This window comes from Sphingomonas sp. CCH10-B3, from assembly GCF_001556185.1.
Classification (GTDB): Bacteria; Pseudomonadota; Alphaproteobacteria; order Sphingomonadales; family Sphingomonadaceae; genus Sphingomonas; species Sphingomonas aquatica.
In genome coordinates, this window is sequence record NZ_LSIJ01000073.1 from 1 (window position 1) to 20,616 (window position 20,616).

Annotated in this window: 23 protein-coding genes and 1 tRNA gene; 9 read left to right on the plus strand and 15 right to left on the minus strand. The window is 67.2% G+C overall.

The features are described 5' to 3' along the window. Positions 1-47 precede the first annotated feature (47 nt). Positions 48-3,497, plus strand: coding sequence for a transcription-repair coupling factor (gene mfd, locus AX672_RS12065; RefSeq protein WP_066651706.1), 3,450 nt, complete (start codon positions 48-50; stop codon positions 3,495-3,497). 70 nt (positions 3,498-3,567) lie between these two features. Further along, positions 3,568-4,089, plus strand: a complete 522-nt coding sequence (locus AX672_RS12070; protein WP_066651708.1) for a GAF domain-containing protein — start codon at positions 3,568-3,570, stop codon at positions 4,087-4,089. A 7-nt stretch (positions 4,090-4,096) separates the two neighbouring features. Here the strand turns inward: AX672_RS12070 and AX672_RS12075 are convergent, their stop codons facing one another. From AX672_RS12075 to AX672_RS12085, 3 genes are all read right to left on the minus strand, one after another. Then, on the minus strand, positions 4,097-4,537 hold the full coding sequence (locus AX672_RS12075) for a YybH family protein (protein ID WP_231731313.1): 441 nt from the start codon (positions 4,535-4,537) through the stop codon (positions 4,097-4,099). A gap of 2 nt (positions 4,538-4,539) precedes the next feature. After that, on the minus strand, positions 4,540-6,558 hold the full coding sequence (locus AX672_RS12080; RefSeq protein WP_066651709.1) for a putative bifunctional diguanylate cyclase/phosphodiesterase: 2,019 nt from the start codon (positions 6,556-6,558) through the stop codon (positions 4,540-4,542). A gap of 67 nt (positions 6,559-6,625) precedes the next feature. Further along, positions 6,626-7,042, minus strand: a complete 417-nt coding sequence (locus AX672_RS12085) for a hypothetical protein (RefSeq protein WP_066651711.1) — start codon at positions 7,040-7,042, stop codon at positions 6,626-6,628. 82 nt (positions 7,043-7,124) lie between these two features. On the opposite strand from AX672_RS12085, the gene moaA reads away from it, so the two are divergent. From moaA to AX672_RS12115, 6 genes are all read left to right on the plus strand, one after another. Then, the gene (moaA, locus tag AX672_RS12090; protein ID WP_066651713.1) at positions 7,125-8,123 is read left to right on the plus strand and encodes a GTP 3',8-cyclase MoaA; all 999 of its coding nucleotides are present in this window, start codon (positions 7,125-7,127) and stop codon (positions 8,121-8,123) included. Continuing rightward, positions 8,120-8,899, plus strand: coding sequence for an NAD kinase (locus tag AX672_RS12095; RefSeq protein ID WP_066651715.1), 780 nt, complete (start codon positions 8,120-8,122; stop codon positions 8,897-8,899). The genes moaA and AX672_RS12095 overlap by 4 nt, the downstream gene beginning before the upstream one ends. Positions 8,900-8,949: 50 nt before the next feature. After that, positions 8,950-9,024: transfer RNA gene (locus tag AX672_RS12100), tRNA-Asn, on the plus strand. Positions 9,025-9,182: 158 nt separating this feature from the next. Continuing rightward, positions 9,183-10,430 (plus strand): tyrosine-type recombinase/integrase, encoded by a 1,248-nt coding sequence (locus AX672_RS12105; protein WP_066651793.1) that lies wholly within the window; start codon positions 9,183-9,185, stop codon positions 10,428-10,430. Between the two features lie 19 nt (positions 10,431-10,449). Further along, positions 10,450-10,782, plus strand: a complete 333-nt coding sequence (locus AX672_RS12110) for a hypothetical protein (protein ID WP_168727459.1) — start codon at positions 10,450-10,452, stop codon at positions 10,780-10,782. Beyond that, positions 10,779-11,510: a MarR family transcriptional regulator gene (locus AX672_RS12115; RefSeq protein WP_066651717.1), complete on the plus strand. Its 732-nt coding sequence runs from the start codon at positions 10,779-10,781 to the stop codon at positions 11,508-11,510. Before AX672_RS12110 ends, AX672_RS12115 begins: the two co-directional genes overlap by 4 nt. A 236-nt stretch (positions 11,511-11,746) precedes the next feature. Here the strand turns inward: AX672_RS12115 and AX672_RS12120 are convergent, their stop codons facing one another. Beyond that, complete coding sequence (locus AX672_RS12120; protein ID WP_066651719.1) at positions 11,747-12,946, minus strand: tyrosine-type recombinase/integrase; 1,200 nt, start codon at positions 12,944-12,946, stop codon at positions 11,747-11,749. Between the two features lie 309 nt (positions 12,947-13,255). On the opposite strand from AX672_RS12120, the gene AX672_RS18625 reads away from it, so the two are divergent. Further along, on the plus strand, positions 13,256-13,627 hold the full coding sequence (locus AX672_RS18625; RefSeq protein WP_168727460.1) for a hypothetical protein: 372 nt from the start codon (positions 13,256-13,258) through the stop codon (positions 13,625-13,627). Here the strand turns inward: AX672_RS18625 and AX672_RS12130 are convergent. From AX672_RS12130 to AX672_RS12180, 11 genes are all read right to left on the minus strand, one after another. Beyond that, complete coding sequence (locus tag AX672_RS12130; protein ID WP_066651721.1) at positions 13,624-13,902, minus strand: hypothetical protein; 279 nt, start codon at positions 13,900-13,902, stop codon at positions 13,624-13,626. The two genes, AX672_RS18625 and AX672_RS12130, sit on opposite strands and share 4 nt — an antisense overlap. Next, positions 13,856-14,317: a hypothetical protein gene (locus AX672_RS12135; protein ID WP_202189322.1), complete on the minus strand. Its 462-nt coding sequence runs from the start codon at positions 14,315-14,317 to the stop codon at positions 13,856-13,858. The genes AX672_RS12130 and AX672_RS12135 overlap by 47 nt, the downstream gene beginning before the upstream one ends. Continuing rightward, positions 14,317-14,664, minus strand: a complete 348-nt coding sequence (locus AX672_RS12140; protein WP_066651724.1) for a DUF6527 family protein — start codon at positions 14,662-14,664, stop codon at positions 14,317-14,319. Before AX672_RS12140 ends, AX672_RS12135 begins: the two co-directional genes overlap by 1 nt. Before the next feature lie 2 nt (positions 14,665-14,666). After that, entirely contained in the window at positions 14,667-15,353 is a 687-nt protein-coding gene (locus tag AX672_RS12145) for a lysozyme (RefSeq protein ID WP_082730531.1), read from the minus strand. Beyond that, on the minus strand, positions 15,346-15,564 hold the full coding sequence (locus AX672_RS12150; RefSeq protein ID WP_066651728.1) for a DUF7940 domain-containing protein: 219 nt from the start codon (positions 15,562-15,564) through the stop codon (positions 15,346-15,348). The genes AX672_RS12145 and AX672_RS12150 overlap by 8 nt, the downstream gene beginning before the upstream one ends. Then, positions 15,561-15,947, minus strand: coding sequence for a hypothetical protein (locus AX672_RS12155; RefSeq protein WP_066651730.1), 387 nt, complete (start codon positions 15,945-15,947; stop codon positions 15,561-15,563). The genes AX672_RS12150 and AX672_RS12155 overlap by 4 nt, the downstream gene beginning before the upstream one ends. An 82-nt stretch (positions 15,948-16,029) precedes the next feature. Continuing rightward, a complete protein-coding gene (locus tag AX672_RS12160; protein WP_066651732.1) occupies positions 16,030-17,556 on the minus strand; it encodes a sialate O-acetylesterase in 1,527 nt (508 codons plus the stop codon). Between the two features lie 42 nt (positions 17,557-17,598). Then, a complete protein-coding gene (locus AX672_RS12165) occupies positions 17,599-18,168 on the minus strand; it encodes a gp53-like domain-containing protein (RefSeq protein WP_066651734.1) in 570 nt (189 codons plus the stop codon). Positions 18,169-18,181: 13 nt separating this feature from the next. Next, complete coding sequence (locus AX672_RS12170) at positions 18,182-18,931, minus strand: YmfQ family protein (protein WP_066651736.1); 750 nt, start codon at positions 18,929-18,931, stop codon at positions 18,182-18,184. Beyond that, a complete protein-coding gene (locus AX672_RS12175; RefSeq protein WP_066651738.1) occupies positions 18,928-20,067 on the minus strand; it encodes a baseplate J/gp47 family protein in 1,140 nt (379 codons plus the stop codon). The genes AX672_RS12170 and AX672_RS12175 overlap by 4 nt, the downstream gene beginning before the upstream one ends. Further along, a complete protein-coding gene (locus tag AX672_RS12180) occupies positions 20,067-20,582 on the minus strand; it encodes a phage GP46 family protein (RefSeq protein WP_066651740.1) in 516 nt (171 codons plus the stop codon). Before AX672_RS12180 ends, AX672_RS12175 begins: the two co-directional genes overlap by 1 nt. Positions 20,583-20,616: the final 34 nt, after the last annotated feature.

Genomic DNA, 20,616 nt, shown 5'->3' on the forward strand with positions numbered 1-20,616 from the left:
CACCCAACCCTCTCCCCCGCAGGGGGAGAGGGCTTTCGGATCTTCCAATGCCCAACTTGACGACTCTCCTCTCGGCCCCCGCCCCGCTCACCCTCAGCGGCGTGCCCAACGGCTTCCTCCCGTGGCTGCTCGCCGATCTCGCGCGCGCGGGTGGGCGCACCGTGTTCATCGCGCCGGACGAAGCCGCAATGCGCGCGATCGAGGGCGCCGCGCCCTATTTCGCGCCCGAGATCGAGACGATCGCCTATCCGGCATGGGACTGCCTGCCCTATGACCGCGCCTCGCCGACCCTGCGCGTCATGGCCGAGCGCGTCGCGGCACTCCACAAGCTGCAGGCCAAGCGGTCCAGGCCGCAGCTGATCCTCACCACCGCCAACGCCGCCGCGCAGCGCACGCTCACCCCTTTCCGCATCCGCCAGCTCGTCGCCACCCTTGCCCCCGGCGAGCGGATCGGGCGCGACCGCGTCGCCAGCCTGCTGCAGGCGAACGGCTATATGCGCGTCGAGACGGTGACCGACTCGGGCGAATTCGCGGTGCGCGGTGGCCTGGTCGACTTGTTCCCGAGCGGCGCCGAGGCAGGCTTGCGGCTCGATTTCTTCGGCGACGAGATCGAATCGGTCCGCACCTTCGATCCCGGCGACCAGCGCACCACGGGCCGCGTCGAGGGCTTCACGCTGCTGCCCGCGTCCGAAGCCCTGCTCGACGACGACAGCGTCAAGCGTTTCCGCACGCGCTACCGCGACCGCTTTGGCGCGACGGCGACGGGCGATCCGCTTTATCAGGCGATCAGCGACGGGCGGCGGCTGGCGGGCATGGAGCATTGGCTGCCGCTGTTCGAGGAGAAGCTCGCAACGCTGTTCGATCATCTCGGCGACGATGCGGTGATCGTGCGCGATTCGGGCGTCGCCAGCGCGGTCGAAAGCCGGTTCGAGGCGATCAGCGACTATCACGCCAATCGCGTGCGTGCGCAGTCGAGCGATCCCGGCAGCTATCGCCCGCTACCTGCCGACCAGCTCTATCTCGCGCCCACCGAATGGCAGGAGCGGTTGAGCGCGGCCAAGGTCCACCTCGTCACGCCGTTCCACGAACCCGCGAGCGACCGCGTCCTCGAATTCGATGTCGACGGCCCACGCGATTTCGCCCCCGAACGCGCATCGGGCGCCAATATCTACGAAGCTGTGACCGATCACGCCGCCAAGGTGATGAAAAAGCGCAAGCTCGTGCTCGCCAGCTATTCGATTGGTGCGCGCGATCGGCTGTCGGGGCTGCTTGCCGATCATGGGCTTAAGCGGTTGATGAAGGCCGAGACCTGGCAGGACGCGCTTGGCCTCGCCGCGAGCGGGAATGTCGCGCTGATCGTCCTCCCGCTCGACCATGGCTTCACCGCGCCCGATGTCGCGGTGCTGACCGAGCAGGACATGCTCGGCGACCGGCTCGTCCGCCGCACCAAGCGGCGCAAGTCGGCCGACGCCTTTCTCGCCGAGCTGGCGACGCTTTCGCCCGGCGATCTCGTCGTTCACGTCGATCACGGCATCGGCCGCTACACCGGCCTCACCTCGATCCCGGTCGGCCAGAGCCCGCACGACTGCGTCGCGCTCGAATATGCGGGCGGCGACAAGCTCTACGTGCCGGTCGAGAATATCGACGTGCTCAGCCGCTACGGTAGCGACGAAGCGGGCACGCTCGACCGGCTCGGCGGCGAGGCGTGGCAGCGCCGCAAGTCGAAGATGAAGGAGCGCATCCGCGAAATCGCGGGTGAGCTGATCGCAATTGCCGCCGAGCGGGCTTTGCGCCCCGGCGAAGTCGCCGAGCCCGATGCGAGCGGCTATCCGAGCTTCGTCGATCGCTTTCCCTATCAAGAAACCGACGATCAGGACCGCGCGATCGGTGATGTGCTCGACGATCTGGCGGCGGGCAAGCCGATGGATCGCCTCATCGTCGGCGATGTCGGCTTCGGCAAGACCGAAGTCGCACTGCGGGCAGCATTCGTCGCGGCAATGGCGGGGCTGCAAGTCGCGGTGGTGTGCCCGACGACGCTGCTTGCGCGCCAGCATTACAACAACTTCGCGGCACGCTTCGAAGGCTTTCCGCTCAGGATCGGGCGGCTGTCGCGCCTCGTCACCGCCGCCGAAGCCAAGGCGACCCGCGAGGGGCTGGCGGACGGCACGATCGACATCGTCGTCGGCACCCACGCAATCCTTGCGAAGAGCGTCGACTTCAAGCGGCTCGGGCTGGTGGTGGTCGATGAGGAACAGCGCTTCGGCGTCACCCACAAGGAGCGGCTGAAAGCGCTCAAGAGCGACGTCCATGTCCTGACGCTGACCGCCACGCCGATCCCGCGCACCTTGCAAATGGCGATGTCGGGCCTGCGCGAACTGTCGGTGATCCAGACGCCGCCGGTCGACCGGCTCGCGGTGCGGACGTACGTGATGCCGTGGGACCCGGTGGTGTTGCGCGAGGCGTTGCTGCGCGAACATTATCGCGGCGGGCAGAGCTTTTTCGTCACCCCGCGCATCGCCGACCTGCCCGAAATCGAGGAATTCCTGCGCGAGCATGTCCCCGAAATCCGCTACGTCGTCGCGCACGGCCAGATGGCACCGACCGAAGTCGAAGAGCGGATGAGCGCCTTCTACGACAAGAAGTTCGAAGTGCTGGTGTCGACCACCATCGTCGAGTCCGGACTCGACATCCCGAGCGCGAACACGATGATCATCCACCGCGCCGACCGCTTCGGCCTCGCCCAGCTCTACCAGCTGCGCGGGCGCGTCGGTCGCGCCAAGACGCGCGCCTATGCGTACCTCACGACGCCCGCCGACCGAATCGTCACCGAGACCGCCGAAAAGCGGCTGAAAGTGCTGTCCGATCTCGAATCGCTCGGCGCCGGGTTCCAGCTCGCGAGCCACGATCTCGATATTCGCGGCGCGGGCAATCTGCTCGGCGACGAGCAATCGGGGCACATCCGCGAAGTCGGTTACGAACTCTACCAGTCGATGCTCGAGGAAGCGATCATGGACGCGAAGGCGGGTGGCCTCGCCCAGCGCCCGCGCGACTTCTCGCCCCAGATCACCATCGATGCGCCGATCCTGATCCCCGAGGACTATGTCCCCGATCTCGACCTGCGCATGGGCCTCTACCGCCGCCTGAACGACATCGACGAGCCGCAGGGGATCGAGGCGTTTGCCGCCGAGCTGATCGACCGCTTCGGCCCACTGCCCGACGCGACCGAGAATCTGGTCCGCCTGATCGAAATCAAGCTGCACGCGAAAAAGGCCTGCGTCGCCAAGATCGACGTCGGCCCGCGCGGTGCGCTGGTTGCGTTCCACGACGACAACCCGCCCAACGTCCCCGGCTTGCTGGCCTATGTCGAACGGCTCGGCGGCATCGCCAAACTGCGACCCGATTCGAAGCTCGTGCTGACCCGCGCCTGGGGCGATCCCAAGGCGCGGCTCAACGGCGCGCTGCAACTCGCAAGGGGGCTTGCCAAGGCGGCGGGATGAGCGCTTTTTTGTTTCAGTCACGGAATATGTTACGCACACAGCCGAAGAAATCTGACGGGGGCTTGTACGGATGACCGAGATGACGGTTGCCGCACGCTGGGCGTTGCTTGCCGACACTGTACGCGCGATGGCGCAGGCCGCCACCGCCGCCGAGGTCGTCGCGCTCGCCCATGCCGCTGCCCGCCGCATCGCCCGCGCCGATGGCATCACCATCGTCAAGCGCATCGGCGAGGAAACCGATTATCTCGCCGAAGACACGGTCGAGCCGCTGTGGACCGGGCTGCAATTCCCGATCGACAAATGCCTTGCCGGCCGCGCGATGACCGAGGAACGGACGATCGTCGTTCCCGACATCACCCATGTCGAAGACATTCCGCTCAACGTCTATCTCGCGACCTTCATCCGCAGCCTGGTCGCGGTGCCGATCGGCGACCACCCGCCGACCCACGCCATCTGCGCTTACTGGCGTGAAACGGGGCCGATCGATCCCAATGCGGTTGCGCTGTTCGAGGCGCTGGCGCGCGGCATCGGCGCGGGATTCGCCCTGGTCGAGATCGCCGACCTCGCTGCCCGCAACGGCGGGGCGGCCTAGCGGCGCCTCAGCTGCTATGGTCGGCGATGATCTTCCAGCCGTCCGCTTCCTTTGCGAACACCAGCGTCGTCGGGCCGGTCGCGGTCTTTCCGCCCGGATAAGTCAGCAGATACTGGCCGATGTAGAGCGCGTGCTTCGCGTCCAGGAGCCGGAAGTCGAGCGTCTTGAAACTCAGCACCCCGCGCTTGGCCGGATCGTCGAAGCTGTAGCGCGCCTTGTACCGCGCGGTCATCGCCGCCTTGCCGCGCAGCAACCCCTCCTTGGTGACGAAGCTGGTGGTGGGGTAATCCGAGTAAACCGCCATGAAGGTATTCACATCGCCCTTGTTCCATCCCGCGGCACTGGCGGTCATCGCTGCTTCGACCTGATGCTTTTCGGCCGGTTGCGCGACCGCGGGCACAGCCAGCGCAATTGTTGCGGATGCCATGCCCCAAGCGAGTTTCGCCATCGTCATTCCTTTCGTGCCGCGATCAGCGCTGCCAGCGCCGTCACATCGAGCGGTTCGGCGCAGAGATAGCCCTGATAATATTGGCAGCCTTCCTTCGCGAGCAGATCGAGTTGCTCGGGCGTCTCCACCCCTTCGGCGATCACCGACAGCCCCAGCGAGCGCGCCATGTCGATCACGCCGCGCACCACGATGCGGTCGCGCGTCGACCCGGCTATGTCCTGCGCGAGCTTCTTGTCGATCTTGAGGTAATCGAGCGGCAATGCCTTGAGATAGGCAAGACTCGAATAGCCCGTGCCGAAATCGTCGATCGCGACGCGACATCCGGCGCTGCGCAATTCGCTGAGCAGCGCAGCGGCAATCCCCAGATCCTCGATCAGCCCGCTTTCGGTGATCTCGACCGTCAGCCGCGCGCGCGGAAAGCCGCTCGCGTCGATGCGGTCGAGGAAGATATCGGCAAAGCCCGGCCGGGCGATGTCGGCGGCGGTCAGGTTGATCGCCAGCCGCAGCTTGCCGAGCGCTGGCGGCCAGTCGGCGGCACGCGCGAGCGCGGTGCGCTGGATATGGTCCGATAGCGCGATCGCGACATCGGCGCGGTCGGCAGCCGCGAACAGAGTCTCCGCACCGAGCGCGCCGCGCTGCGGATGCTCCCACCGCGCGAGCGCTTCGACGCCGACGATGGCGCCGCTGCCGATCGCCACTTGCGGCTGGAACAGGATGTCGATCTCGCCGCGTTCGATCGCATTGCGCAGGTCGACCGCGAGCGTATCGAGCGATGGCCCCGCATCGCCGTCGCGCGCGACATGGATCGTCAGGCTGTCGGAAGCACGCGCGATCGCGAGCGCTTCGCCCGCCCGGCGCAGCAGGTCGGCCGCCGTCTCGCCGGGCAGCTGCGCGGGCGCGATGCCGATGCGGCAGCCCAGCACCGTCACTGCGCTGCCCGCGACAAAGGGGCGCAGCAGTGCCTCCGCGACGCGTCCGGCGGCGAACTCGATCCGCTGCGGGCTGTCGTCGGCGGCGAGCAGGAATTCGGAGCCGCCCATCCGCGCGACCACCGCGCCGCGCCCGAAAAGATCGGCCGCGACTTCCTCGATCCGGCGCTGCGCCGCGCGGAGCAGCGCATCCCCCGCCGTGCGGCCATAGGCCGTGTTGACGATGTCGAAGCGATTGAGCGCGATCAGTGCGGCCTGCACTGCCCGCCCCTCGCCCAATTGCCGGTCGAGCCAGCGCCGCGCGCCAGCAGCGTCACGCACCCCCGACAAGGCATCGCGCAGGATCGTCGCTGCCTCGGGTACAGCGCCGAGCCGTTCGATGACGGCTTCGGTACTGCCGCTCGCCGCATCATGATGGAGATGCTCGACAACGCGCCCCAAGGCGCCGAGATCATGCGCAAAGGCGGTCGGCGTCGCCCCGGCGCGCAACCGGCGCCAGGCGGCGAGCGCCGTCGCGCGGTCTGCGGGCGTCAATTGGCGCAGCAGCGCGCGCGGCGTCGGCGCAGCGGGCACATCGAGCAGCCGCGCGAGCGCCGGCGTCAGCCGTACCACGCCTGCGCCATCGATCCGCCAGCCGAGCGGCGCCGGTATCTCGCCACCGCGCCAATCCGCCGCGACCCGAGCCGCATGGCGCGCGGCATAGCGCAGCGCCTCGACGAACTCGGCCTCGCTATGCGGGCTCGACAGGAAATGGGTAGCACCCGCTTCATACAGCGCCGCCAGCGCGCCGACGTCGCCGCGCGACACCAGCACCAGCAGCGCGCCGCCGCGCTGGGCGACGGCATTGCCGAGTGCCGCGGTCGCCGCCAGCCCTTCGCCGAGCGCGCCGCGCGCATCGACCACCGCGAGCGCCGCGCCGCTCGCCCGGTAACGCTCGACAGCGCCGTCGCCGCGCCGTGCCGCGATCGCCAGCCAGCCGTGACGACCGGCAAGCGCTGCCAATTCGTCACGCTGACGAAAGGACAGGATGAACAGCGGCGCTGGGTCTGGAACCGCCTGGCAATTCGGATCGGGCGCGGACGCTTCGGTCATTTCGGGTAAGCGTAGCAGCGCCCGTTGATTGGCGCCACTGTCTGCCCTGCCGCCGCGGGCCGGGGCTTCAATTCCCTCGTCGCGGCAAATGCTGGTCGCATTCGGCCACGCCTGCCTCAATGCCCAGCCCGGCATAAAGGCCGCGCGCTTCGCGCCACAGCGGCACCGCTTCGTTCGTCTGCCCACGCAGACCGAGCGCGAGCGCGGTCACGCGCAGCGCATTCGCCACATCGAGTGGGAGCGCGGCAGGGTCGGCGCGATAGAGCGACAGCGCCTCGCGGCCGCTGGCGAGCGCTGTTTCGATATCGCCCGCTTCCCGCGCCAGATCCGATAAATGCCGCAGGGCATGCGCGCGCAGTTGCGGCTGCTCGCCACGGCGGGCCAGATCGGCTGCCTCGCGATAGGCGGCGGCTGCGCGATCGGCCTGCCCCTCGGTGCGCAGTGTGCGCGCATCCGCCAGTTGCGCTTCGATGTCGGTGGGCATCGCTCTCTCCCGAATATGTCTGGTCGGATTGTGCCACGCGGATGCCCTTGCCGCCACCCGCACGAAAGCCTAGCTCTGCGCCATGGCTTGCGGCTCTGCCCTTATCGACCGCCATGGTCGCACGATCAGCTATCTGCGGATTTCGGTGACCGATCGCTGCGACCTGCGCTGCCGCTATTGCATGGCCGAGGAAATGACCTTCCTGCCGCGCAGCGAAGTGCTGAGCCTCGAGGAAATCGCGCTGATCGCCGAGCGTTTCATTGCGCGCGGCGTCACCAAGATCCGCCTGTCGGGCGGCGAGCCACTGGTGCGGCGCGACGTAACCGAGCTGGCAAGGCGGCTGGGTCGATCGCTCGGCCAAGGGCTAGACGAGCTGACGATGACGACCAACGCAACCCGGCTCGCCGATCATGCCGACGCGCTCTACGCCGCGGGCATGCGGCGCATCAACGTCAGCCTCGACAGCCGCGACCCTGCGACCTTTCGCCACATTACCCGCCACGGCGACGTCACGCAGGTGCTCGGCGGCATTTTTGCCGCGCGCGACGCGGGGCTCAACGTCAAGATCAACATGGTCGCGCTGAAGGGTCTGAACGAGGCCGAGATTCCCGACATGCTTGCATGGTGCGGTGCCAATGGCTTCGACCTATCGCTGATCGAGACGATGCCGCTCGGCTTCATCGATGAGGATCGCGCCGATCGCTTCCTGCCGCTGACACAGGTATTCGCCGATCTCTCCGCACGGTTCACGCTCAGCGCCAGCGACCACCGCAGCGGCGGTCCGGCGCGCTATTGGCGGGTCAGTCCCTGGGGCACGCGGCTGGGCCTCATTTCGCCGCTGACCGAGAATTTCTGCGCGACCTGCAACCGGGTGCGGCTGACAACCGACGGGCGGCTGTTCATGTGCCTCGGCCATGACGATCAGGTCGATCTGAAAAGCGTGATCCGCGAACAGGGCCTTGCCGGGCTTGACGCGGTGCTCGACATGGCGATGGACCGCAAGCCCGAACGCCACGACTTCGCCATCGCCCCCGGCAGCGCGCCTGCGGTCGCGCGGCACATGAGCGTGACCGGCGGATGACCGCCTTCACCCGGCGCGCGCTGGCCGCATCGCCGACCCCGCAGGCTCAGGAAGCCGCAAGGGCGCTTGCCGATGGCTATGAATGGCTGCCGGAGGATCAAGCCGAGCTGATCGTCGCGCTTGGCGGTGACGGCTTCATGCTGCAGACGCTGCACCGTCAGCTCGAGCGCACGGGCGCGCCGCTGCCGGTGTTCGGGATGAACCTGGGCACGGTCGGCTTTCTGATGAACGATTGGCAGGCTTACGGCCTCGACGCACGGCTGGCGGGCAGCAAGGCGTTCAAGGTCACGCCGCTGCGGATGGTTGCAACGACGATGAGCGGCGAGCGGGTCTCGCTGCCCGCGATCAACGAGGTGTCGCTGCTGCGCGAAACGCGCGAGACGGCCAAGCTCGAAGTGACGCTCAACGACCGCATCGTCATTCCCGAGCTCGCCTGCGACGGCATCCTCGCGGCGACGCCGGCGGGATCGACCGCCTACAACTTCTCGGCGCAGGGACCGATCCTGCCGCTCGGCTCGGCGCTGATCGCGCTCACCCCGATCAGCCCGTTCCGCCCCCGGCGCTGGCGTGGCGCGATCCTGCCCGACAAGGCGCGCATCCGGCTGCGCGTGCTCGAACCGCACAAACGCCCGGTGAGCGCGGTTGCCGACCAGCGCGAAGTCCGCGATGTCGCCAGCGTCGAGATCGCGATCGACCGCACGCGCGAGCTGACGCTGCTGTTCGATCCCGAACATGCGCTCGACGACCGCATCACGATGGAGCAATTCATCGCGTGAACGCTTGCAAAGGCTGAATCGCCAGTTATAGAGCGCGCTTCGCACCGCATTCCCTGATAGCTCAGCGGTAGAGCACTCGACTGTTAATCGAGCGGCCGTAGGTTCGAATCCTACTCAGGGAGCCACCCCACAGGATCACGAGGGGTCATAGCGGCGCAATTTGCTTGCTTAGGCGCGGAAAACCGGCAAACCACAGGTGCATGGCGGATCATAAAGGATCATCGCAGCGCAAGCGATTTGGGGGCACCGGGGGGGCATGCTGCCACGCCGATGGGGGCATCACGTGCTCAACGACCTAGCCTGTCGTCAGGCGAAGCCGCGGGACAAGGCTTACAAGCTCGCCGACGAGAAGGGGCTGCATTTGTTGGTGCTGCCCACGGGGTCGAAGTCCTGGCGCCAGAAATACCGATTCGACGGCAAGGAAAAGCAGCTCACCCACGGTCCCTATCCCGAAGTATCGCTGGCGCAGGCGCGGGCGCTGCGGGATTCGGCGCGGGCGGTGCTGCGCGAGGGGCGCGATCCGGGCGTACTGAAGCGGATCGGCCGCGCGCACATGGCGCTGGCGCAGGGGACGTCGCTGCGCGCCGTGACCGAGGAATGGCACGCGATGAGGAAACCCAACTGGGCGCCGCGCTATGCCGATCAGATCCTCGATCGATTCGAGAATCATCTCTTTCCGCTGATCGGATCGATGCCGATCGCCGACATCACCGCGCCGCAAGTGTTGCAGGCGATCCGCGCGATCGAAGCGACGGGCGCGCGCGAAATGGCGCACCGGGTGCGGCAGCATCTGTCGGATGTGTTCGTGCACGCGATCGCGACGGGCCGGGCGACGCACGACCCGGCGGCGACGATCCAGCGCGCACTCGCGCCCGTCTCGCGCCAGCTCCGGCCTGCAGCGACCCGGATCGAGCATGCGCGCCAGATCCTGCGCAAGGTCGAGCTGCAGCCCGCTTACCGGCTGACCAAACTCGCCTCGCGGCTGCTGGCGCTGACGGCGGCGCGCCCGGGGGTAATCCGGCTGGCGGAGCGGCACGAGTTCGAGGACCTCGACAGCCCCGCCCCGGTGTGGCGCATCTCGGCCGAGAAGATGAAGCTGACGCGCGAACGCAAGCGCGACGCGGCGTTCGAATTCGCGATCCCCTTGAGCACGCAGGCCGTCGATGTGGTGCGCGCCGTGCTGGCGCTGTCGGGGCCGACGTCGCCGTGGCTATTCCCGGCCGCGACCAAGCGCAGCGTGCCGATCAGCGATTCGACGCTGAGCGGGCTGTATCTGGCAAGCGGTTTTCGCGGCGTCCATGTGCCGCACGGCTGGCGCGCGACCTTTTCGACGGTGATGAACGAACGCGCCGCGATCGAAGACCGCCCGGGCGATCGTGCGATCATCGACCTGATGCTGGCGCATGTGCAGGAGGGCGTCGAGGCGGCGTACAATCGCGCGCTCTACATGCCGCGGCGGCGCGAGATCGCGCAAGCCTGGGCCGATCTGCTGATGAAGGACATGGCGCCCGCCCGCGATTTACTCGGCTAGGCCGGTCAGGCGGTGCAGCGTGAGCGCGAAGCACACCCCTCCACCATGGGCAGTTGATCCGTTCAGCGCACGGGTTGTTTGTGACACTGTAAGCAGTATCGGTGACTTGCTGCCGGCCTGCCAAATGCTTTGGCCGACTGGTGAGCGAAGCGAAGATGAAACGATCACCAACGCGCGCCTGATCGCCACCGCGCCCGAGGCGATCGAATTTGCACGCGATGTTGAGGCCTGTCTGGCTGATCTGTTGTGCGATCAAGCGCCGGGCACCGGCGATGCCGACGACGATCCGCTCGCGGACCTTTTGCGACGCGCACGCGAACTGGTCGCCAAAGCGACCGGGGGTGCCGCATGAGCGCGCGCAGCTTTGGTGCGGTCGCCGCCGGCGTCGCGGGGCGAAAAGTCCAGAAGCGTACGTTTCAGCCGGTGCGCGGCGGCAGCCGCTATGCCGGCGAGCGCGAGCTGCGCTTGTGGAAACAGCACAACGTCTTTGGCGCCCAGGAGCGGCGCGCCCGGCTCAAGGCGGCGGCGCGTTATGACGACGACTCCAAACAACCCGGCAAGCCCTGGGGCGCGCTCGGGCCCAATGGCTTGCGGGTGTATAAATACATCCTGAAGTCGCGCGACTATAAGACTGGCCGGTTTGACCAGGCGGCAGCGACGATCGCGCGCGCGCTGCGCATCAGCCGCCAGACGGTGCATGCGGCACTGCGGCGGCTGAAGACGGCCGGCCTGGTCGACTGGCTGCGACGATCGCGGCCGATCGACAATCCCGAGCCGTTTGGGCCGCAGGTAGAACAAATCTCGAACGCCTATCTGTTGCCGCTGCCCGACTGGCTGCGCAAGACGCTCGGCTGGATGCTGGCACCGGCGCCGGTTCCGGCTGACGCCGCCTGGGCGGTCATGAACGACAAGGCTGAAACGCAGGCGATGCTGGCGCGCGTCAGCACGGCCGAGCGCATCGGCTTTCAGGTCGACGACCCCGCTCTAGCCGCCGCGCTTTCTTCGCTCAGCGACCGTGTCGCTTCTGCCGAGAACGCGAGTCAAGGATCGCGTCAGAATCCCGCTCCAGATGAAGAATAAAAGGAATCGGATCGCATAAGGCGATCCGATGCGCTGATTGATTGTCCCCATCGCCCGGTGAGAATGCCGGATGCCCCGTTGACCGACCGCCAAGCATGGCGGGCGGGATTTTCTGCTGCCGGGATGGGGAGAGCACGAACCGTGCCACGCCGTCGCTTGCGGCTCGCCCGGCGAGAACGGGTATGATGCCCGTTCTTCGTGCATGCGTGCATGCGCCCATGCGCCGACAGGCGCCATCAGTCGTCAGGAAAGAGCAGCTTGCTCCAGGCGTCGAAGATCTCGCGACGTCGGCCGAGCTGGGCGCTGCGATTATACGCCGCCTCGACCTTGTCCTTCGGACTGTGCGCCAGCGCTTGGTCGATCGTGGCGCGCGCCACGGGCATCGCCTCGTTCATGATCGTCGAAAAGGTCGCGCGCCAGCCGTGCGGCACATGGCGCCCGGCATAACCGGCCGCGACATAGAGATCGCGCAGCGCGCCGCCGCGCAGCGGGAGGTTTTCCCCCGGGCGCGGAAAAACCAGCTCGGCCGATCCAGATATCGTGCGCGCTGCGCGCAGCACGTCGATCGCCGCCGGCGCAAGCGGCACGACGTGGTCATATTTGGCCAGTGCCTTCTTGCCGGCGCGCAGCTTCATGCGTCCGGCGGGTACGCGCCACATGGGCTCGGTCACCCCACCGGTCGACCAGTCTACACCTTCCAGTTCGTTCCATCGCATGCCGAGCAAGGCTGCGCGTCGCACGGCCGTCAGCGCCAGAAAGCGGGAAGCGAGCTTCAGCACCGCCGGTGCGTCCAGCTGCTCGACGTCGGCGATCAGCTGGCGTGCTGCGGCAATATCCAGCAAGGCGGGCTGCTCGCGCGGCTCGGCGGCCGACTGGAGCGCGCCGGCGACGATCGCCGCCGGGTTGGTCGCGGCGATGCCCTGCGACATGGCAAAGGCAAAAACCTTGGCGATCCGCTGACGCAGGCGGCGCGCGCTTTCGATCGAGCCGCGCGCCTCGACGTCGCGCAGCAGCTTGAGCACCATCGGCGCATCGATCGAGATGACCGCCAGCGCGCCGATCGCCGGAAAGGCGTCGCGCTCGAGGCTGGTGATCACATCGAGCGCATGGCGTGGCGTCCATCGCTCGCGCTGCTGCGCCACCCAGGCGCGCGCGATCGTCTCGAATCGAGTCGACTCGTCACTGGGCGCGGCGCGCGGATCCTCGCCCCGCTCGAGCATCGCTTTGGCGTCGTCGCGCTTTTCACGCGCTGCACCCACGTCGAGCTCGGGATAGCGGCCAAGCACGAGCAGCTGCTCGCGCCCCTTGAGGCGATAGCGATAGCGCCACGACTTCAGGCCGGTCGGCGCGACATAGAGGAACAAGCCGCCGGTGTCGGCGCGCTTATAGGCACGCGCAGCCGGGCGCGCGGCCTTGACCACGGCATTGGTGAGCATCTAACGCTTCCATGCTAGAGAGAGTGGTCGCGCAGGTCAGGCGGCGGGGCACGCGCGACGCGGACAATCCCTCCGCGTCGCGCTTTCCGAAAATCCCGGAAATACTTGAGTTGCGTGCGGCGCCACGCGCCACGATACCCCCATCGATACCCCAGCTTGGCGCGGCGAACGGCGGCTGATATCACGCCGTCATGGCCGACACCCTTCCAAGCGAGATGACCGACCGTGCACTGATCGAAGCCTATCAGGCGACGGACGGCACGCCCGGTGAAGAACGCGTCGAGGCACTGCTCGCGGAGATCGAGCGCCGTGGCCTCGATCTCTGATGCGTCGGCCGAGCGCGGCGCAGGTCGAAGCGCTGGTCATCGTGGGACTGATGCTGACGGCCTGGATGCTCTCGAGCCTGCGCTAGCCGAAGCGCTCGCCGATCTGGCGGCCTATTGCGCCGGCGCACACCTGCGCTGGCGCTGGTTTACCCGGCCGGCCCGGGTCGGCTGGCAAGCCGAAGTGCAATGCGGGCAGGCCGATGCGCAGTGGCAGCGGATCGGCGCTTTTCCGCGCTGGGGTGGCAACGGCGCAAGCGCTCCCGAGGCGCTGCGCGCCGCCGCTGACGCCGCGCTGGCGCATTGGCACCCGGTCAGGGGCGATCAGTACCTCCAGTTCATGACAACGCTCGCCTAGGGCGCCGGCAGCGCCGGGCATCCCGGCGCGGGTTTGCCGGTCGCGAACAGCGCCGCGACGCAGCGGTCGCGCTCTTTCACTCCGCCGGCGCGCTTGTTGGCGCGTTCGACGGCCGCGCCATATTCGGCGAGGCGGGTGTAGAGCTCGTCGAGCTGCGCGGCATCGATCAACAGCGGCTTGCCGATCGGCGCTGCCATCAGCGGGTTGAGCCGTTCGGTCCTGACCAGTTCAGGGTCGAGCGTCGGCAGCTTCGGCCGCTCGGTTCGCGCGATCAACGACGGCGTTGACGTGGTCGCGCAGCTCACCAACGGGAGCAGCGGGAGGCAAAGCGCCAGCAGGCGCAGGCGGAAGCTTGGCGATGACATCGTGGATCTCCGAAACCTTGGTGCGGGTGAATTCGGTGCTGGCGGCATTGTCTCGCGCGACGCCGCGGCCGATCGCGTCGCTGGTCGCCTGGGCGGCACGTTCGTCGGCGCGCGCTTCGATGACGCGGGCAGTGTGGGCCTTTTCGACCTTCGCCTGATTTTTGGCGGCGCCATTATGCTCATAATGGCTTGCAAAGAACGCCCAGGCGCCCAGCACGACGGCAATCGCGCCGAGGATGGGGACGATGTACCCGAAAGCCTTCGACGCCCATGAGGGCAACCCCCAGCCGAGCGCGAGCCGGGTGAAGAACATGATCAGTGGCATCAGCATGACCTCCATTCGCCGGCCGTCAGGAAGCCGTGCCAATGCTCCCCGACAATCTGGCCAGCTTCGTTGAGTTGATAGATCAGCAGCGACGGCGTCGCGGTCGGGGTTTGTTCGTTGCCGTCCCACGACCAGACGGGCCACGCATCTTCGTCCGACGCGCGCCGGAACGGCATCGCCGTCGCTGTGCCGCAGCCGCACGGGCATTTCAGGATGATGCCACCGATGGTCCTTTCGCCACGCCCCATCGTATAAAATTCGAACGCGCCTGCGGGAGCATCGTCGAGATTCTCGACCAGGACAGCGGGCACCGAAGCGCGCGCGTTGACGACCAGCAAATAGCCCATCGTCACAACCCCTTCAGGCATTCGGCCCGCTCGCGGGCGCGGCGGTTGGTCAACCCCTTGACGGAACAGCGAAAGCGCCCGCCCGAAATTGGTTCACAGCGTTCGCCAACCGCCTGTTGCTTGCGCGCCCACGCCGCATTGCCGGTCGCTTTGTTGAACAGCGGGAACCGATCGCAGCCTGCGCGCCACTGGCCCGCGTTCCACAGCTTGGCGATCGACGACTTGCAGAATCCCGCGGTGCCGATGTTGTAGGTGAGCCCGATCGCCGGAAGTACCTGATGCTCACGACCGTAAAGCTTCGGCACGCACTTCAGGATCGGCACGGCATGCGCCATCAGCTCGCGCTCAAGCATCGCCGCACACTGCGCCTCGGTAAACGTCATGCCGAGGCGAATGCCCTTGGTGATGCCATCGCACGCCGTCGCAACTCCCACCATGTCCAAGTAGGCGCGCAGATACTGCTTCCCCGCGACGTGCTGCATCGCGATCGAACCATCGGCTTGCACCGTCGCCTTCACGGTGCGCCCGCTTTCGTCGGCGGGGATTGTGACGAACAGGCTGGCGACGGCGGCGATCGGAATACCGAGCAGCGCCGCCAGCGTTTTGCCGGTGCCTGACGGCTTGGGATCGTCCATCGGCTGAATGCGGGGTGCGCCAGGGCGCGGCGGCGACGGTAGAATGCTACGCATTGGTCTTGCTCCCCGTGTCCTGCGGAATGAGGCGCGCGACGATGATGGCGACGGCGATGACGCTCGCGCCGATCGTCGCGGTCGGGCCCGGCAGCCGGTGTTTGATGTCGTCCGGAATCGCGCTCCACAGCGGTGGGAGCGCAGCGGCAAGGGCCGCGAGGCGGATGCTCCAGAAACGGTGGAACTGCCGCCAACCTTCGATCAGTTTCATGGGTGTACCTTTCCGGAAAGAATGGCCCAGATCACGGCGCCAGCGCTCGCAAACCAGCCCAGCGCGGGCGACTTCATGACCAGCGCGACCAGGCCGTCGCGCCCATCGCGCTGCATCTGCTTTTCCTCGAGCTGGCGGATGCGCCCCTCGATCGCGACAATGTTCGTCTTGATTTCACGGATGTCGGCCGCGAGCGGCCCGAGGGCAAAGACTTCGCGCGACAATGAATCGACCTTGGTCGACAGACTTGTCAGCGCCCCCATCACCTGTTCCAACTCACCGCTCATCCTGCCGAGCAACAGGCTGTTGGGGTCGGAGGACGCGACAGGTGGCGGCGTCGCCGCGCGCGACCGACGTGTGCGTGGCGGCGTGGGATCGGTCATCGCCAAAGCTCCGGAAATGGATTTTGCGCCGCGCGGAAAAGCGCAATTGTGCCAGCGGCGCGAGGCAACCTTCGCTTGCCGCTCATGCCCGCCCCGCCGTCACGATCGCAGAGACACGGCCTCGGGCAGTACCGGCGAGGTTGTATTGCGCCGTCGACCAGTGGATGTAGTCCTTCATCGAGGCGAAGAACTTCACTGCGCCGCCGAAGCCCAGGTGGACGTTCGACCTCGACTTGATGAAAGCGCGCTGCGCCGCGCGCACGGCGGCATAGCTGGCAGGATCGGAAGCGGCCGGGCGGCCGGTGATCGTTATGATGAACGGCAGGTCTTCGCCACCGTCGCAGTCGGCAACGAACCGGTCGACCAGATCCGGCAACGCCGCCGTATATGCCTCGATCGTGCTGCGCCCCGCGGTGATCGCCTCGGCATCGCCTTCGCCCTGACACCAGTGAACGGCGCCCATGAACCACGAAAGGCCAGCGGCCGTCGCTGCCGCCTTCGCGGCGTTCAATTTGGCGATCGCGGCGGTGTATTTGTTGGGCCCGGTCGCCGACCAATCCCCGAAGCCTTGCCCCGCGTCCGACGACGCGAGCAGCGACGAGCCCGGCGCCGCCGCCGGGACGATGATCACGCCGACCTTGCGGGCCTTGATGATTTCGAGCGCCGTCGCCGGCAGCATCGAGCTGCCCGTCGTGTAGCCCGGCTTCGGATCACCGATCGGATCGCCGAGCACCTCGCTCAACGCCCCGTTGTGATACTGTTTGACCCACCCGGCGGGCAGCACGAGGGGGTTCTGATCCTCGTTATAGCCCGCCTCGTTCGACTGGCCGCAGCTGAACTCGATCTGCCATTCGGTCGGCGCGTCGGGCAGGCCGCCGGCTCCGGCATTGTCGATACGATCGTTCAGCTCCGCGCTCAGGACCGACGAGCGGATCTCGGCACGCGGCTCCAGCACTTCGACGGCCGCCGCAAACCGCTGGCCAACACTGGGCGTCAGCGCGGCGGTCCCGCTGGATAGCACGCCCGGATAGGTGAAATGGCAGGTCGCATCGGCAAGATCGGTGCTGATGCCCACCCCGCCCGCAGGCGCGCTGAACAGCACATGCTGCGTTTCCTCGATCAGGTTGTTCAACGGCGTGCCGGATGCATCGGTCGCGTAGATTTTGGGGCCGGTCGCCGTTGCATTGGGAAGCTGGATAGCGCGCACGAACGTCAGATTGGGCAGCGTGCCCTCGGCGATCGTCAGCGCGGCCCGACCATCGCCGACCGACGAAATGCCGACCGCGATCCGCCCGATCCTGCGACGTCGCTCGGCCGGAAGGATCAGCGCACTGCTGTCGGGGACGAAGTCGATCCCGCCGCGCGTTGCCGGATATTTGCCGACGAAGCTGCCATCATAATTGGTGATGTCGTCAAGGACGGCTGTTAGCGACCTGATTTCTTCGAGCGCGGCCTCGGCCGCGTCGGCTGCCTGTTGCGACGCTGCTGCAGTGAATGCCTGAACATCGGCACCGGTAGCAGCAACCTGCTTGCCATCCTGCCAGGCGGCAAACTGATCGGCAGTCGACAGGGCGCGCGTCGGCGGCCCGTAATCCGGGATAGTGGGCATGGGTTTACTCGCAAGGTTGATGGAGTTGTCGGACGCGGTCGATCAGTTGCCGACGGCGATCCAGTCGACGCCATCGATCGAATTGGTGGTGCCGCCGCCGCCCAGGTTCATGAACAGGGTCACTGAGGCTGCCGTTCGCGTCTGACGCTGCGGCCAGATATCCTTGGTGTTCGTGCCGCTCGTGTTGACCGACACCGGGACAAGCGCCCAACATTTGTTGGGGAAAGCTGTGGTGAAGGTCACCGTCAGCGCACCTTCGCTCGACGTGCCGAGCGTCTGACCGACCTTGAGAATGAAACCACCTGCGAGCGGAATGCTCGCCTGATCGGTACCCGTCACCACGCCGCTGCTGCCGCCCGCCGGCACGAACAAAGTCTGCAGTGCGGTGAGCAGGTTCGTGATCGATGCCTTGTCGGGTGTAACGCTGCCGGCGGTGATCACGCTCATCAGCTCGCCCTGGATGCCGTTGCACCAATCGGGCGTCGGGATCGTCGGTGCGATGCCTGCCGCGAGGTCAGGCTGGGCGAACCAGCCGGGCGACGCGGCGCCGGTACCGGTGGCGAGCGGCGTCGGCCGCGTGGCCGCGCGCGTCGGCCCGTCGATCAATTGCATGAGTGTTTCCTGATCAGCTGAGAAGAATGACTTTGGTCTCGGCGGGCTTGATCCGTTCGAGCTCGCACATCAGCACCGATGGCGAGAGGCCGCCGTGATTGGTGACGACGGTGACACCCCAGACGAAATACCAGTCGGGCGCCCCGATCCCGTTCACCCCGTCAATCGGCGTGCGGCCGATGCGGAATGGCGAATAGGTCGCAATGGTGATCTCGAAGCCGAGCGTCGCGGCGAAGTCGATATAGCGCTGGCGCGACAGCCCGCCCTTGCGGGTGAAGCGCGAAGCGACCTGCGCCGCCCTGTCGGCAAAGCTCGGCGTGCCGCCGAGACAGGCGTCGGGCAGCCCGAGCGTCGCTTCCCATTCGGGCAGCATCGGCGAGATCGACCCGGGCAACGATGTGTCGAGCAAGCCCGATGCATCGGCATCGAGACGCTCGAGACTGGCAGCGAGACCCGCCAGCACCTTACGCTGGGTGCTGTCGGGGTCCTCGGACCAGGCGCGGCCGCGGGGCAGCAGTGCCGCCAGCGCCGCCGTATAATCTTCGACGGTAAAGCGCGCATTGCCGTCAAGCTCGGGCGTCGGCAATGCGGTTGGCGCGCGATCGGGGATCGGCGGCGCCACCGGCAGTGCGATCGGCGCCGCCGGCGGCGTCGGTACGACCGGGATTGGATCGGGCGTCGGCTGGCCAGGCGTGATCGGCGTATAGACGGGATTGCCGTCGAACCCGTCGTCACCGTCGAATTTGGGCGCCGTCAGCGTCACGCGTAAGTCACCGTGCCACGCACCGGTAGCGCGCCGGCGTTGGAAATGATGTTGCCGGTACCGCCATGCTCGACCGTTCCGGCCGACCCCGTCACAGCGGTGATAACGAACCCGGCCGCAGCGGTCACGCCGGCGATCGCCGCCTCAATGTCACCGATATAGGCAATGCCCCCCGGTGCAGCGCCGGCATAGAGCGCTGCGTCGATCGCCGCGGCGATCGCGGCCTTGGTGGCATCGCTCGCGCCCGTCAGCCCCGCAATGGTGAAGTCGAGCGTGTTGGCGACGGGCGCAACCGCGTAGACTACCGACTGGACGGTCTGGCGCGGAAAAATGGCGTTGGCGACGGTGAGCTGATCGCCCGTCGCGGTCGTGTCGCGCGTTTCGTAAGTCGCACAGCCATTGGTGCCTTGCGGAAAGCCGGCATGCGCTGCCTGGGCTGCGTCCATCATGAAGAAGATGCCGATCGTACCCGGCCCCTGGATCGACGGTTGGATCCACGCGCGCGTGACACCGGGGATTTCGCGTGCCCAACGGGCATAGTCGGTGATCGAGCCGCCCTGTTCGGGATTGGCAAAGGCCTCCATCATGCGGCTGCGCAGCTCGTTGTCGCGCTCGACATCGATGCCGCCGCCGATCGCGCCATAAGCGGCACCTGTACCGGTGACGCCGCTGATCGCGATGCCAAGCGACAACACGGTTGCGTCGGGCGCATTGCCATCGGCGCCGCCGGTCATGGCGCGAATCGGTGCATCGATGTGACCACCGCTTTCGTTCGCCAACGCCGTGGTCACATAAGCCACGCCGTCGCTGCGCGTCACCGGCTGCCCCGCCGCGATCGACTTGCCCGCCGTCGCGGCAAAACGCGCGGTGCCATAGGCTTTTGTGGCAGGCTTGCGCGTCACTTTGGCCAGTGCGGCCCAGCCTTCGAGATATTCGTCGGTCGCCGTGAACGGCACGCTCTGACGCGCGATCCAGTCAAGATAGCCATAGAGCCCGTGCGCGGCCGCTGCCTGCACGTCGCCGATGATGCCGATGTTCGAATAGCGGAAGCGCGCCTCGAGGCCGGGCAGCGCCGCGTCGATATCGGCGGCGACCTGCGCGCGCTGTTCGGTGAGTGAAGGGCGCGGGAAAGGCATCAGGTGGCGCTCCAGGCAGCGGAAAAGGCAAGCGCGCGGCGGGTACCATCGGCGCGCCGGATAATGACCAGGGCACCCAGCATGCCGGGGCGCGTCCATTCGGTGGTGACATCGACTGCGGCGGCGACATCGTCTTCGACCAGCCACGCCAGCGCGTCCTCGATGTCGCGCTTGACCAGCGCGAGCGTGACCGGCACCTGCTTGGCACGCAGGCGCAGCCACAGCTTCGATCCGATCGGGCCGCCCCACCAACCGCGCGGATCGTCGGAACCATCGGCAATCACGTCGTCGGCCGAGGCGACGGCATCGGTGAACAGGCTGATCACGACTGCCGTCATCAGATCGTCGCCGCCGAGCAGATCGCCGCCAGCGGTGAAGATGGAATTGATCGGCAGCCCGTTCTGGTCGGTGACGCTGTTGCCGTCCTCGTCGGTCCAGATCACCTGATTGGCGGCAGTCGGCACCCAGTCGCCGACGCCGCGACCGGTGTCCCAGCGCGTGATGAGATCAGGCATGTTTTGCGAACCCTTCGGCTTCGGTTCGCGGCGC